This is a genomic window from Sciscionella marina DSM 45152 (genome assembly GCF_000379465.1).
Taxonomy (GTDB): Bacteria; Actinomycetota; Actinomycetes; order Mycobacteriales; family Pseudonocardiaceae; genus Sciscionella; species Sciscionella marina.
Genome location: NZ_KB905465.1, coordinates 151096 through 165523, shown reverse-complemented (window position 1 = coordinate 165523; position 14428 = coordinate 151096). Strand labels below are relative to the sequence as shown.

The 14428-nt window shown below is 65.7% G+C and carries 12 protein-coding genes, 1 pseudogene and 1 riboswitch; of the genes and pseudogenes, 7 read left to right on the top strand and 6 right to left on the bottom strand.

Annotated elements, in window-relative coordinates; genetic code table 11:
• The first annotated feature begins 94 nt into the window (after positions 1-94).
• Together eno and A37U_RS52790 are read left to right on the top strand one after the other, a co-directional pair.
• Entirely contained in the window at positions 95-1390 is a 1296-nt protein-coding gene (gene eno, locus A37U_RS0141270; protein ID WP_020502519.1) for a phosphopyruvate hydratase, read from the top strand.
• Positions 1391-1543: 153 nt separating this feature from the next.
• Positions 1544-1610, top strand: a riboswitch (Fluoride riboswitch).
• A 42-nt stretch (positions 1611-1652) separates the two neighbouring features.
• Positions 1653-2546 (top strand): hypothetical protein, encoded by an 894-nt coding sequence (locus tag A37U_RS52790; protein WP_169527033.1) that lies wholly within the window; start codon positions 1653-1655, stop codon positions 2544-2546.
• A gap of 66 nt (positions 2547-2612) precedes the next feature.
• Here the strand turns inward: A37U_RS52790 and A37U_RS54290 are convergent, their stop codons facing one another.
• The 5 genes and pseudogenes from A37U_RS54290 to A37U_RS0141240 form a co-directional block, all read right to left on the bottom strand.
• The gene (locus A37U_RS54290) at positions 2613-3020 is read right to left on the bottom strand and encodes a universal stress protein (RefSeq protein ID WP_240437837.1); all 408 of its coding nucleotides are present in this window, start codon (positions 3018-3020) and stop codon (positions 2613-2615) included.
• Positions 3021-3230: 210 nt separating this feature from the next.
• Positions 3231-3626 (bottom strand): annotated as a pseudogene (locus A37U_RS55280) (inorganic diphosphatase); the annotation flags it as partial.
• A 275-nt stretch (positions 3627-3901) separates the two neighbouring features.
• Complete coding sequence (locus tag A37U_RS0141250; protein ID WP_083934289.1) at positions 3902-5662, bottom strand: dynamin family protein; 1761 nt, start codon at positions 5660-5662, stop codon at positions 3902-3904.
• Complete coding sequence (locus A37U_RS47900; protein WP_020502515.1) at positions 5659-7218, bottom strand: MutS-related protein; 1560 nt, start codon at positions 7216-7218, stop codon at positions 5659-5661. Before A37U_RS47900 ends, A37U_RS0141250 begins: the two co-directional genes overlap by 4 nt.
• The gene (locus A37U_RS0141240) at positions 7215-8771 is read right to left on the bottom strand and encodes a MutS-related protein (RefSeq protein ID WP_020502514.1); all 1557 of its coding nucleotides are present in this window, start codon (positions 8769-8771) and stop codon (positions 7215-7217) included. Before A37U_RS0141240 ends, A37U_RS47900 begins: the two co-directional genes overlap by 4 nt.
• A 288-nt stretch (positions 8772-9059) precedes the next feature.
• Here A37U_RS0141240 and A37U_RS49005 point away from each other — a divergent pair, with 288 nt between their 5' ends.
• Together A37U_RS49005 and A37U_RS0141230 are read left to right on the top strand one after the other, a co-directional pair.
• Positions 9060-10004, top strand: a complete 945-nt coding sequence (locus tag A37U_RS49005; RefSeq protein WP_020502513.1) for a hypothetical protein — start codon at positions 9060-9062, stop codon at positions 10002-10004.
• Positions 10001-11011 carry an ABC transporter ATP-binding protein gene (locus A37U_RS0141230; RefSeq protein ID WP_020502512.1) on the top strand — a complete coding sequence of 337 codons (1011 nt, stop codon included), beginning with the start codon at positions 10001-10003 and terminating at the stop codon, positions 11009-11011. The genes A37U_RS49005 and A37U_RS0141230 overlap by 4 nt, the downstream gene beginning before the upstream one ends.
• A gap of 322 nt (positions 11012-11333) precedes the next feature.
• Here A37U_RS0141230 and wzt read toward each other — a convergent pair whose 3' ends face one another.
• Positions 11334-12083: a galactan export ABC transporter ATP-binding subunit Wzt/RfbE gene (gene wzt / locus A37U_RS0141225; RefSeq protein ID WP_020502511.1), complete on the bottom strand. Its 750-nt coding sequence runs from the start codon at positions 12081-12083 to the stop codon at positions 11334-11336.
• Positions 12084-12513: 430 nt separating this feature from the next.
• Between wzt and A37U_RS47885 the strand changes: the two genes are divergently transcribed.
• From A37U_RS47885 to A37U_RS49000, 3 genes are all read left to right on the top strand, one after another.
• A complete protein-coding gene (locus tag A37U_RS47885) occupies positions 12514-12879 on the top strand; it encodes a hypothetical protein (RefSeq protein ID WP_157183364.1) in 366 nt (121 codons plus the stop codon).
• A gap of 127 nt (positions 12880-13006) precedes the next feature.
• Positions 13007-13420 carry an NUDIX domain-containing protein gene (locus A37U_RS0141215; protein WP_240437835.1) on the top strand — a complete coding sequence of 138 codons (414 nt, stop codon included), beginning with the start codon at positions 13007-13009 and terminating at the stop codon, positions 13418-13420.
• Complete coding sequence (locus A37U_RS49000) at positions 13402-14031, top strand: phosphatase PAP2 family protein (RefSeq protein ID WP_020502508.1); 630 nt, start codon at positions 13402-13404, stop codon at positions 14029-14031. Before A37U_RS0141215 ends, A37U_RS49000 begins: the two co-directional genes overlap by 19 nt.
• Positions 14032-14428: the final 397 nt, after the last annotated feature.

Sequence of the window (14428 nt, the reverse complement as noted above, 5' to 3'; positions counted from 1 at the left end):
TGCCAGTACGGAGATGACCGGCCCCCGCCGTTCCCGGAAATTTCAGGTCCGGAACCGGCGGTCATGTTCCCGAAACCTAAGGAGACACATCATTGTGAGCCGACTGCATCTTTCCTCCGTGCACGCCGAAGAGATTCTCGATTCGCGTGGCATGCCGACATTATCGGTGACCGTGATGCGCGGGGACGGACTCCGTACCTCGGCGAGCGTGCCGGTCGGGGCGTCCACGGGAAGCAAGGAGGCACATGACCTCCGTGACGGCGACCCGAACCGGTATTCCGGCGCCGGAGTCACGAAAGCGGTCGCCTCGGTCAACGGGGAAATCGCCGACCTTCTCCGGTCCCGCACCTGGGAAGGTCAGGAGGCCATCGACCAGGCGATGATCGAGGCCGATGGAACGCGGACCCGGGACCGGCTCGGTGGTAACGCCCTGATCGGAGTTTCGCTCGCGGTGGCGCGTCTGATGGCCGAGATCGGTGAACGTCCGCTGTGGGCGAGCCTCCGGTCCCGACGCGGGCAACCGCGCCTACCCGTGCCACATATGAACATCCTCAACGGTGGCGCGCACGCCAGGACGAGTTTGGAATTCCAGGAGTTCATGATCGCCGCGATCGGTGCTCCTTCGCTGACCGAGGGCGTTCGCGCGGGAGCAGAGGTGTACCACCGTTTGCGGGCGCTGCTGGCCGAGCAGAAGTATGCGACCGGCCTCGGTGATGAAGGTGGTTTCGCGCCGGACCTTCGCACTCCGGAACAGGCGATCGAATTGCTGCAACGCGCTATTCAGGATGCGGGTTACGCGGAGGGACTCGACGGGCTCGCCATCGCCATCGACCCGGCGGCGTCTCAGTTCCGGGATCCGGACGGAACCTACCGATTGGCCGGACATTCGCACAGTGCCGCCGAACTGGCCGCGCGGTATGTGGAGATCGTCCGCGACTATCCGGTATGGAGCATCGAGGATGGGATGGCCGAGGACGATCTCGACGGCTGGCGGCTGCTCACCGAGGAACTCGGAGAACGAACGCAGATCGTCGGTGACGATCTGTTGGTCACCAATGCGGAGCTGATCGACAGGGCCGTCCGCGAAGAGCTCTGCACCGCCGTGCTGATCAAGCCCAACCAGGCAGGCACCGTCACCGAGATTCGCCAGGCCATCGAACGAGCGCAAGCCGGCGGGCTGGGACAGATGGTCTCGCATCGCTCGGGCGAGACCCCGGACGACTTCATCGCCGATCTCGCCGTGGGTATCGGTTGCGGCCAGATCAAGGCCGGGGCGCCCGCCCGCGGTGAGCGGGTCGCCAAGTACAACCGGCTACTCGCGATCGAACGCGGCGAACAGAGCATGCCCTACGGACTGCCCGCCGGAACGATACCGGTCCGCGGGGAATAGCCGACCGTCTCGTACCGGCCGATCCACGGATTCGGCTCTTCGAGCACCCGATCCGTTGCCATGCCCGTGTTTCGTGCGAAACCGAACGGAGTAGACGTGAGAACGAACTCTACGACAGTACTTGCGACGCCTCGATCCGCCTAGTAAGAAAGAAGTCTCGACGGTGATGAGGCCCACCGTGAACCGGACACCGTGACGTCCTGATGGCTTCTACCCGGAAGACCGCTGCCGGAGGGGTAGTCTCGTGGGTAGTCAGGCCATTGTGGACGGCTTTTCCTGTGTCTGTGCCAGCATCGACACGCTGGAAGACGCCGTGGTGCATGCTTACACATGCCGAGGGGAATCGATACGACAGATCGCCGTGGATCTCGGTATCGATCGCCGGCGCGCGACTCGCCTACTCGAGGAGGCAGGCGTTTCCGTCGCATCGAGAGGTGCCGGACGTGCTCGCCCGGCTCGCCGGGTGGCCGAACCGCCCGGGTTTTCCACCGTATTGCGACGACTGTACGAGCAGGAACGGTTGTCCTCGAAGCAGATCGCCGCGTTGTTCGAAATACCGGAACGCCGCGTCCGTACCCGGCTTCGCCAGGCCGGGATAGCGGCGCGCCCGCGCGGCGGTCTGGACCGAGCCGACCGGCACAAGATCGACGTCGCCGCGCTCGCCTATCTCCATGACGAATGTGCCTTGTCGCTGCTCGAGATCAGCGAGCGGCTGCAGGCTCCCTATCAAAGCACGCTGCGCACGGCGCATGACGCCGGTGTGGCGGTTCGCTTCGGTGGGAACCACGCCGAGAGCTCCGATGGTGTCGAACTCATCTCGGCACTGTATGAAGACGAAGCGGTTCTCGAGACGCTGCGCCGGTTCGGTATTCCCCTTGTCCCGCCGGGAAGACCCGTCTGGGAACGCTTTCCGAGCCCGGTCGTTCTCACGCGTGAGGCACTCGATGCCCTGTACACCGACTGCGGTCTGTCCGCGCTCCAGATCGAGATGATCACCGGACAAGCCGGCGCTACGATCATCAAAGCCTTGTCCCGGGCGGCTATCGCGCGTCGTGCCCCCGGAGGACGATCGCCGTTCTGGTATCGGTGGCGCACAAAGCAGGAATCGGCGTCGGTATCCGTCCCCGGCAAACACTCGGGGGCCGAGGTCCCATAGCCGTGCACACTCCGAGGACGTCGCCGCGACACCGCGACCGGTGCAAGCCGTTCCGGAGATGTCCCTTCAGCTGGGTGCCGTGTGTTCCAGGGCATGCGGGGGGACCACCACCACCGGTCTGTGGGTCCGGTTGATCAAGGCATGCGAGACCGACGGTGATTGCAAGAGGCGCCGCACCACACGGCTCGGCCCTTCTCCGGAGCTGCCGACGATGAACATCAACGCGTCGTATTCGTCCGCCACACCGCGCAGCAGCTGTACCGGGTCGCCACGATCGGCCCGATAGGTCCACGTGATCCCGGATCGCCGCAGCATGTTCTCGGCTCGGCGCCGGTCGGCGTCCACATGGGACTGACCGTCACGTTCCCAGTTCGCGGAATCCGGATCGACCGGATAGTCGGTGAGGTTGATGGCATGCACCACGTGCAAGGTGAGCCCCAGACGGGACGCGAGATCCACTCCGGCCGCCAGCACCGTGTCACCCTCATGATGCGGCTCGAAACCCAGAACCGCGTGCGCGGCGAAACGAGGGGCCGTAGCTCCCCGGTCGCCCGGATGCCCCCGGGGTTCCGCAGCGGGCTGATCTGCGGCCGATCGAACAGCCGTGTTCTGTTCGCCGGAATCGTCCAAGGCCTTGTTGATGATTCGCCGTGCCATAGTGTGGTCTCCCCACTTCGTGACGGTCGCGTCCCTATCGGGCTGTACCCCCGTCAGCCGCTCGATCCGCTGTCGCAGTTCGGTCCGATGGTGCCCGGGCAAGGAGTCGATGTCCTCGATTTCCTGATAGGAGGAATAAACCGCGGGAACCGCGACGATCACGGATGCGCGCATATCTCGTTCGTAACACAGCACACCGATCGGCCGGGCCGTGATGACGCAACCGGGAAAAGTGGCTTCCTCGGTCAGCACGACGGCGTGCAGCGGCCCACCGGAGTCCGCGGTTCCGACGATATAGCCGTATTCACCGGGACATCGGGCGTGAGTCTGGATTATTCCCTGCAGACGCTTTTTCAGGCCATCATGGCCGACCTCGTATCGGTGGCGGTGACCTCGCGGCTGTTCGACTACGACGTCCACCATACGTTGCTCGCCCAGCATCATCCACGTGGCTCCTGACCGCGCACTACCGCATCGACCAGGGACCGTCAGCAGCGAAGCGCCGCGGTTGTTGGCGAGCCCCATCGCCATTGCTCCCGAGCATATTCGTTCCGCGAAGCCGCGGCAATACCGGGTAAACGCTCCCTCCGAACCAGGCCCGTGTGCCGCGATGAGCAGCCGTGACCTCCGTTCCGGCTGGTTTCCGGACGGGCTGGACCGGCGCCCGGCTCGGGTTCGTTCGTCGGCGTGACCGGAATCTATTCGTTGCCGGGCAGTTGCCGATTCCCTGGCGTCCGGGTGGAGTGTTCGCCTGCGAACTCGGGTGCACGCACGGTGTCCAGCTCGGCGAGAACGTGCTCGAGCCGATGGATCTGCGTTGTCAATGCGGTGCACTGAGCTGCGGTGTCGCTGTCGGAGGAGTGCTGTCGCACGTGGTCGATTCCCTCTTCCAGCGCGGCAAGCTGGGTTCGGTGAATGGCGACCAGGCTGTGGTCATAGGTGAGTGCCGTATCGTACAGCCACTGCTGAAGACTGGCGCGTGCTTTGCCGAATGCCTGCGCCGCCCTGTCCGGTCCCCACGTGCGGAGCCGGCGCTGGAGCCGCTGTCTGCGTGCACCGCGGGGGAGTTGCTTGACGAGTGTGCCGGTGACCAGTTCGTGCCAGACGGCGGAATCGGTCGGCGCTATGTGCGGCAGGCGTGGTGGCGTGGGCGGTTCGGGCTCGTCGACATCCGAGAGCGGAAGGTCCAGTGTCCGCTCAGCGGCCTGGCGCGCTTGCCGGAGCTGTTCGCGCAGCTCGCCGAGAGCCTGACCGGCCGCATCGCGCATGGCCTGCTCGAGTCGTGGGCCGAGGGAATCGAACCAGACGGCGCAGTACTCTCCGGTGAGCGCCGAAAGTTCCGTGCGGCGCCGCGCGGTCGCTTCTTCGGGCGGATCGGTGGTCGTGAGCGGCAGGGCCGCTTCCCGCCCGATCGCCATGCGAGCCTCGGCCACCGCGTGTTCGTGGTCGTCGTTGAGCTGTCGCAGGACACGGTCGCGCTCGCCGCGGATGTGATCGGCGGCGGTCGAGGAGGAGGCCTGCGCACGGGTGAGGATCTGTCGCAGCGCCTCGACCGTATCGGCCTGCTGCCGCTGGGATTGCCGGAGCAGATGCTGCCGTACCCGCAACCCGTCGAGCGCGGATGTCGCGTGCCTGCGGAGCACCCGTGCGGTGGAGTTCTGGATGTCGCGGGTGCCGTGCGCGTCGATATGACCGGACAACCAGGTGGCGAGTTCGGTCGGGGCGCCCGGTTGCCGGAGCGAGGTCGGGAACAGCACCGGCGGGGATTCCAGGACGCCGGCGATGGCCTCGCGGGTGAACTCGACGATCCGGGGCACCTCGGCCGCGGGGACCAGATCGATCTTGTTGATCACGATCGCCGAGGCCGAGGCGGTGGTCATGACGTCGTCGACCAGGCTGAGCTCGGCTGCCGAGATGGGAGGATCGGCAGCCACGACGAACAGCGCGAGATCGACCGTGGCTTGGGCGCGGGCCGATTCCTCGGTGTTGGCGGTGTGCACCGAGCCGGTGCCCGGTGTGTCGACGACTTGGATGCCGTCGGGCAACACCGCGCTCGGCGCGGTGAGATGGACGTGGTCGACTCCCATCCGGTTGTCGGGGTTTTCGCGCTGGCTGACGAATCGTGTTATCTCCTCGGTGTCGATGAGCTGCTCGTGGCCGTCGAGGTAGCGCACCCCGGCGCTGCGGTCGGTGCCGACCGTGGCCACCGTGGCGACACTGGTGACCGGCAATGCCCCTGTGGGCAACAGTTCGGTGCCGAAAAGCCGGTTCACCAGTGTGCTCTTGCCGCGTTTGGCCTCGCCGACGACCAGCACCCGCAGCTGTCCCTGTCGGGTGCGCTGCACGGCATCGTCGAGGATTCGGTTCTCCGCCGTGGACAACAGTGGTCGCACCTGCGCGGCCAGCACGGACAGCCGGGCGGTGCCGTGTCGCGGATCGGTGCTGCCGGTGCCGCTCATGATCGCCCGGATCCGTTCCACACCACGGCGGATCCCGGTCTCCCGGTTTCGGACCAGGCAGGATCGGCTGATTCGCCGCCGAAGAACCGGGCGTAGAGATCCTGGCCGAAACTGGTGGGCGAAGGCTCGCCCTCGGTCATGCGGAAGGTCCGTTCCCCGTCGGCGCGCCGCTCGGCGCGCAGGCACAGCACTCCGGAGCCATGCTGATGCGTCAGCTTGTTCGCCAGCTCGAAGAAGTGGGTCACGAACACGATTCTGATGCCTCGTTCGACCAGGGCGGCGATCAGCTCGGAACCGATCAGCGCGGCCTCTCGTTCGTTGGTCGCCGCCAGCGATTCATTGCACAGCAGCAGTGCACCGGGCTCGGCGTGCTCGACGATCCGGGAAAGCCTGTGCAATTCCTCGTCGAGTTTCCCGCGCGTGCGACTCCGATTCTCACCAAGTCGATAGTGGGTCGCGATCCCGGGACAGATACTGATCTCCAGTTCCTCGGCCGGTGCGAACATTCCGCACTGGGTCATCAGCTGAGCCACGCCGAGGCCACGCAGGAACGTCGACTTACCGCCGCGATTCGCGCCGGTGACAAGCACCAGAGCACGGTGGTCGGCATGGAGGTCATTACCGGCCACAGCTTTGTCCTGGTGCAGAGCCAGGCAGGGATCGTAGAGTTGCCGCGCGGACCAGGACCGATCGTTCACGGTGTGCACAACGGGAAAACACGTCGGTTGCCCGAGAGCGGTGAGCCGCCGGTGCAGGCGCACAGTACCGAGATAGAAGGCGAGTTCGCGCCGCAACGTGGTGAAGAACAGGCACAGGTGCTCGTCGACCTGGCTGACGACGGCGGCGACCGTGCTCAGGGCCCGGTCGCGCATCGCCGATAGTGCGCGTTCCCCGGCCTCGTCGCGATCGGGTATCGAGAAGCTGTAGGTCTTCCGTCGCGGCGAAGCCGCTGTGCGCGCCCGAGCCGGCCAGTCCCGGGGTTGATGCAACAGGTAGTCGCTGCCGGTGTGGCCACGCCCCAGTGTCGCGCTGAACAATACCCCGGAGCGCATCCGGAGCATGTGCGAGATCGTGCCGACCCGGCTCAGGTAACCCTGCTCGAGCTCGCCGGTCAGGCGATCGAACAGCTGTGTGAAGGCCGGTGACCGGAACCGATCCGCCTGATCGAGAACCGGCGCCAGCTCCTCGAACGTGTCGAGATAGACCTCGAGTGTGTCGAGTGCCCACGGCAGGATCGTCTCCGGTTTGTGCAGCAGGGACCGCCAGATGCGGCGGCGTTGTTCCAGGGTTTGGCTCGCGAGACGATACAGCCGTTCGACGGTTGTGGGTTGTGCTATCGCGTCCTGCACGGCGGCCTGCCGGTAACGCAGCTCGTCCGGGTCGGTGCGGCTGGACAACAGTATTCGCCGTCCGGTCGCCGCCAGGAAGGGGTCGCCGTCGGCCATCGCGTCGACGAGCGTCCCCAGTTCGAGGTCTTCGGCGAGAGTGTCGGCATCGCAGGGTTGCGCGGGCTCCTGCTCGGAGTCGCGATCGGCGTGCAGCAGCCACACCTTCATCGCGCGATCCGTTCGATGACATCCCGGTACGAGAGCCGGTGGCGGGCGGCGAGCATGCTGGCGTGCAGACGGCCACACGGTGGGCCGCGGCGGATGCGGTAACTGGGTTCGGGTGGAGTCCCGGTGTCGAATTCGGCGATCATGCTGACGATTCCGGTGTCCTCGGCGGCGAGCTCATCGAGGAAGGTGACGTAGACGCCGAGGACTCGGCGCGCGAGGAGCAGCCGGATGAAGCGTGTCCCAAGAGAGACGGCATCGGCGGTGCTGGTGGAGCTGAAAGCCTCGTTCAAGATCACGATGCTGTCCGGTGTGGCCGTCTCGGCGATCCGGTGCAGATGCCGGAGCTCGCTTTCCAGACCACCTCGCAGATCGGCGAGATGTTCGCGCCGCCCGAAATGCGTGTGTATCCGGTCGAATCGCGCGAGGCGGGCAGCGGTGGCGGGAACCGGAAGACCCAGGCCCGCCAGATAGTGCAACTGGCCGAACAAAGTGGCGAAGGTCGTCTTACCACCCTGGTTGGGACCGGTCAGCACGATCAGCCGCTCGGCAGGGGAGAGGTGGAAGTCATTGCGGACGATGGGATTTCCCGTAGCGCGCAGCCGGTGCGCCAGGGCAGGGTCGAAGGAACCGCTGGCGTACACGGTTTCGGGCCGCTGCACGACCTCCGGGTAGCACCAGGCGAACCCGGCAGCACGAAAGTCTTGTACGAAACGTAGGCAGGCAAGGCAGAACCGCAGATCGGCATCGAGGCGCTCGACCCCGGGGCCGAGGAGATCCGGATACGCCGAACAGAACATGTCGAGGGCGGAGAAGGCCCTTGGATACAGGCGAGCGACGCGATCGAGGATGGCGGCCTGCACGTGGTCCATGGCCGAGGTCTCATCGGGGGACTCGGGGAATTCGGTCGGCCGGACGGGATGCAGTCTCGTGAAGAGATCGGCGACCGTGGCGCTGAAGTCGGCTTCGCCTTCGTAGCCGAAGACGTGCACTCGCTGCCCCTTGATCCGAACGCAATAGCGGATCTCCCGCAGCTGCGCCCGAGTTTGCGCTTCGGCCTGCTCAGCTCGCCTGAACCAGGCCGATTCGACATATCCGGTCAGGCACTGCCGCAGAGTGCGCAGTCGAGTCGCGTGCAGCTGGGCAGCGCACAACCGGCGGTGCAGCTCGCGTACCGTCGCGAAATAGGTTTGCGCCGCGTCGAGCAGCCGGGCCTCCCGGGCCCGTCGATAGTAGGTGCGGCCGGCCTGAGCGACAAGGTTCCGCACCCGTCCGATCGCCGTGCAGAAGGTCTGGAACGCGTCGAAGAGAAAGGGCTGCTCGATGTCCCGCAGGAGCTGCTGGCGTGCGGTGATCGCCTCGATGGTCGGCTGGGGGCAGTAGAAGAACGCCTTCGCGGGCTCTTGCTCACCGGGCATGATCGTCTCGATCACCTGATCGAGACACAGATCGGTGAGGCAGTCGGGAGGCGCGGACCGCAGAGCCTGGTCGCGCACGTCCACCCGGTCGAAGAGCAGACCGGCGAAAGCGAAGGTGTCCCCGGGTGCGCTGCACATGCCCGTCCTCCGTCCAGTCTCCATCCGCAGGGACCGTCAGCGATTCGGACGCGGCATGTCGGTGAGCCCCATCACCCACCATCAGCTTAACCGCATCGCCCGCGGTTGGCCACCGAGACCACGACCATGACCGGACCGGGCGCGGGCGGTGGGTTCCTCACCGCCTCGAGCTGGCCACGCCGGTGATCACGTTGCTACCATGACGACATCGGCGGAGGGGCTCGCCGAACTGATGCGGACGACTGCTTCGCCAACGGTCCCTACTTCCAGCACGAGCGGGAGGTAGGTATGGGGTTCTTCAGCGTCGTCACGGGTGACCGTGCCACGAACCGGGATTCAGCCATAGCGTTACTGCCGTGGGAGATCGGGCTCGACGCCTCGACCGTCAAGCTCCTCAGAGCCTTTCAGGTGAGCGTTCCGCCGTATCTGCCGTCCACCTGGTCGGCGGCGCCGGGGGATGCGGTGGCCGCGCTGCGTGAGCTGGTCGATGTGCGGTACCCGCAACAGCTGCTGGTGGCCCCGGCCGACCTTGCCCGCGTCGGCAGGGATTGGGTCCTGACACCGACACAGGTGCTCGGTATCGGAAAGAACGGTGTGGCGCTCTGGGTCGACGATCTGCCATACGAACGAGTCGCGGCCGCGTTCGCCTACCCGCAGATCACCGCCGTGGAGCACACGATCGACGGGGCGTGTGGCCTGCTGACCGTGACAGGCGCGGACCGGCGGTTGATGTTCCGGTATCCACGGACCTCGTGGCCGCTGATCGGCAATCTCCTCATCGATATCCGGGTGCGCCTCGGCGGGCATGTTCCTTCTCGCTACCCGCGGCTGACCGGTGCGGCGCTGTCGACCCCATGGCGGCACATCGAACATTCTCCGCTGGTCCGGCTCTCCCCGGGCGAACCGCTGTGCATACGGCCGCGGCAACGAGCACGCCGCCGAGGAAAGACCGAATGCCTCGACACCTGTGCCATCCTCACGAGTTCGGAGCTGCTGGTGCTTCGGCGCGACGATGAGCGGCTGCCGCTGGTGCACGGGGTGAGCATGGTGGCCGTCCCCGTCGGCCCGGCCAGGAGCATCCGGACAGCGGAAGCGGAACTGTTCGCCGACTTCGACGACGGTTCCTCGCTTCGCTGGGCGTTGTCCCCCGAGCTGAGTTCGGCGCTCCCGGCGGAACTGTACAGCCGGAGCGGCGCAGCGCCCGGCGTCGTGACAGGAGGTGAACAACGATGACGGGCAGGGCTGTCGAGATCGACCACATCAGCAAGTCGTTCGGGCCGACCGATATCTGGCGCGACGTCACCATGACCCTTCCCGCGGGGGAAGTCAGCGTGCTGCTCGGACCTTCGGGTACGGGCAAGTCGGTGCTGCTGAAAGCCTTGATCGGGCTCCTCAAACCCGAGAGCGGCCGGATAACCGTCGCCGGCACGGACCTCGTGCATTGCTCGGAGCATGAACTCTATCGAGCTCGTCGCCTGTTCGGTGTGATGTTCCAGGATGGAGCCCTGTTCGGCTCGATGAATCTGTACGACAACATCGCCTTCCCGCTGCGCGAACACACCCGGAAAAGTGAGCACGAGATCAGGAACAATGTGCTGGAACGCCTCGCCATGGTCGGCCTTTCCGGGGCGGAGGACAGGCTGCCCGGCGAGGTCTCCGGTGGCATGCGCAAGCGGGCGAGTCTGGCCAGGGCACTCGTGCTCGATCCGGAAATCATTCTGTGCGACGAACCGGATTCCGGCCTCGACCCGGTACGTACGGCCTACCTGTCGCAGCTCCTGATCGATATCAACACCCAGATCGACGCGACCATTCTCGTCGTCACCCACAACATCAACATCGCGCGCACTGTTCCGGACAACCTCGGAATGCTGTTCCGGAAACGTCTTGTCATGTTCGGTCCACGCGAGGTGCTGTTGACCAGTCACGAACACGTGGTGCGGCAGTTTCTGCATGGTGATCGCTCCGGTCCGATAGGAATGAGCGAAGAGAAAGACACGGAGGCCGAGACCGAATCTCTCACCTCGAGTGGCGATACCGCCGGAGACGACGAGGTCCGGGATCAGATACCTGCACAGCTGGAGCCCTCGCCAGGACTACCCCGGCGAGCAGCCAAACGCAGGCATCTGCGCACCGTGGCACGCGAGTTCGGTTCTCTTCCCGCCGCTGCGCGACAAGCCCTGTCGCACATCATGAGCGAGGAGGACCGGCGACAATTGGAGATGGAGGCCGTCGACTGACAACCGGAAATGCTCTGTTCGCAGGCATAGCGGGGACCGTGCTCCGTCGAGAACCGTGTCGGTCACCGGTACAGAATTAGTATTCGTCGCCTGTGCAATGCCGGGATGTGCTGCGTTCCGAGCGCAACACGTCTCGGTCAGAAGCTGCTTTTCGGCGTCAGCACAATCTTCTCTGAGCGCAATCACGCTGATAGACTCGATGGCGGTCAGCGTGATGGTTGCGCTTTCCGCTGACCGCCTCGCTGGCGCAGTGAGCCCCTATTTCTTTCCTGCCGCCAGCGAGGCCCGCTATAGGGAAAACGAGCTCACGGCGGTGCGGATCTCACGGTGTCCGCGATTGTGTCGTGTATCCGTCCAGGATTTCTCGTGCCGTGCCCACCGCCCGAATCCGCCCGCCGTCCAGCCAGAGGGCCCGATCGCACAGGTCGAGGAGCATCTGTTCGGAATGGCTCGCGAAAATCATGATTCCCGCGCGGTCGACCATGCTGCGCAACCGTTGTCGTGCCCTGTTCAGGAAACTCGCGTCCACGGCGCCGATTCCCTCGTCGAACACGAGTATCTCCGGAGCGAGGCAGGTGACGACACCCAAGGCGAGGCGGACGCGCATGCCGGTGGAATACGTGCGCAGTGGCATGGACAGATAGTCGTCGAGCTCGGTGAACTCGGCGATATCGTCGACATGGCCCAGCATTCGGCGGCGGCTTACTCCGAGGAAAAGGCCGCGGATGAAGATGTTCTCGTATCCGCTCAACTCGGGGTCCATACCGACGCCCATGTCGAATACCGGCGCCACCCGTCCTCTCGTAGTGGCATGTCCGGCCGTCGGTTCGTAAATGCCGGCGATCACGCGCAGCAGCGTGGATTTTCCCGCACCGTTGTGGCCGACGAGCCCGAGGTGATCACCCACATTGAGTCGCAGTGAGACATCGTCCAGTGCGCGTACGACCGGAATCCGGTCAGCGGTCGCGATCCGGCTCCCGGCTCCGGTGAGGACCGTCTTCTTCAAGGACCTGCTCTTCGCGTCGAAGACAGGGAAATCGACCGTTGCGTGCCGGAGATCTACGCTCGCCATTCGCGACACCACCTAGGCGTTGATGGGCCTCGGTAGGAGCCATCATCGTCCTCGGTGGGCGCATCCGCGGGCTTCATCGCGTCGTCTCTGATCCTGCGTCAATCGCGAAGTTCCGTCAACCGCGGATCCGAGCCGGGAAACCGATCGATCGGGTCATCTGGCGATGCGTGCCGGGCGACCGCGGCCACCTTGCGGCGGTGTTCTGCGGCGGACTTCCGCCATCGCCGCCGCGCGCGACGCGGATCGCGAATGCTGGGAAATCCTGGGACCGTGCGTTAAACTTCGGTAGCACGGCGGAGGGGCTCGCCGCCAATCACGGTGTTCGTGCCGTCAACGGTCCCTACCTCGAGCGCGGAAACGCGCGGATCGGAGGTAGCGGCACATGGTGTTTCCGTGGCGGGGTGGGCCAGGCTGCGCCGATCCCCTGGCGGTGTCCAGCTCGCCGGTCTCATCGAACGCGCTGACAGGCGGTTCGTTCGACCTCGTTTCCGATCGGGCCGCCCAGACGGTCTACCACGCGAGGCTGATGGCTCTGGAGGAGCAGGCCATTGCCCGTCTGGCGGAACAGGCCGGTCCGTGCCGCGCCGATCTGGTTCCCGGTTCGGCGGTGATCCAGGTGGTGTGTTGCGACGGCGCCTACGTGGGAAGGATACGCCGGGAGACCGATCCCGCGGGCAGACGGCGATGGCGGATCGTCCCGCCGCGACCCCTGCGTTCGACGAAGACGTATCCGAACAGCCAGACGGCCGCGCTGGCACTGGCGGCGCTGAGCCATACAGCACGAAAGGCGGGATGAACCCTTGGCCGGAACTGCCAGGCAACGAGAGTGGCTGCCCCCGGACGATGACGACCCGGTTTCGGCGGAGCCGGCACGGCTGGAGTATTTCCACAGCGAGAACGCTCCGGCGGCCAACATCATCGCCGTGACCGCGTGCGCCTGCGTGTTCGACGAGGCCGGTGCGTTGTTGATGATCCGGCGCGCCGATACCGGCGCGTTGAATCTGCCCGAAGGAGCGCAACAGGTCGGCGAGACCGTCGGGCACGCCGCTGTCCGTGAGGTGAAGGAAGAGACCGGGATCAACATCGCGCTGGCCGGGTTGGTCGGAATCTATTCGGATCCCGCCTACGTCATGGCCTATCCGGACGGGCATGTGCGACAAGAATTCGCCGTGTGTTTTCTGGCTCATCCGGTGGGCGGGCAAATGCGGGTCAGCGTCGAATCGAGCGGGATTCAGTGGGTCGCCGAGGCCGATCTCGACGAGATCGACCTCACAGCACCGATTCGCCTGCGAGTCGAGCACAGCCGGGACCGGGCGCAATGGCCTCATTTTCGCTGAAGTCATCGATCCGCCGGTCCGGGTACCGCGGACCGGCGCGGCATCGCGAGATCGAGTACCGGATCCTCGAGCAGATCGCGCTGGCCACGGGCGAACGCGAGGTTCGGCTGGCGAACGCGGTCACTTGCTTGGGGGAGACTTCTCTGGTGTGGAGCGCGGTAGCGGCAACGAGTGTCGCGGCCGGGATTCGGGCGCGGCACCCGGCAGCGGTCTGCAGGCCCGTGGTGGCACTGCTGCTGATCTCGCTGTCCCGGTATGTGCTGGCGCGGTCGGTCGATCGGGCGCGCCCGCCCGAGCACCTGCGTCGCGCACGGTATTCGGGTCCGAGCTTCCCTTCCCGGCACACCACACTGGCCGGGACCGGGGCCGTACTCGTGGCCTCCTCGCTGTGTCCCGACCGAACTCGGAGCAGTGCCGCCATCGTCGTGGTGGTCGGTGCGGCAGTCGGGTTGAGCCGACTGGTGCTCGGTGTTCACTGGCCGACCGACGTCATCGCCGGGTGGGCGATCAGTACCGGCGCGGCGGTGGTGCTGTGGCCGAAAACCGCGCCCGAGAATACCGATTCCCCACCGCAGTCCCATGGGTCGGTGATGCCTGAGCAATTCCTGTGACCCACGACGTTTCCGAGACGATGAGCGTCCTGGCATGGCGGCAGACGCGGCGGTGGGGGACAGATCGCCGGCCATGCCGTTGCCAACCGGCCGATCACTGTTGGGAGAAAGCGAGGTGTCGGCATGGCTCGGGTGAGCGATGACGAGGTTTTGTTGCTCTGGCGCGCATTGCGTGCCTTTCGTACGGGGAAGACACCGATCTGTAGTGCGCGCGGAAAACGCAGGCCAAGCCCGTGCCCGCTGTACGAACGGTGTCCGCGCTGGTCTGGCCCTGACGATTACCAGGCCCAACTGCATGAGACCGTCGACCAGACCGAACGGCGGCGCAGCGCCTGGCCCTGTAGCAGATTGCTCGACCTGCTCAGCCCCGAGCTCCGCAGTCTGGGGCGGTGAGCCC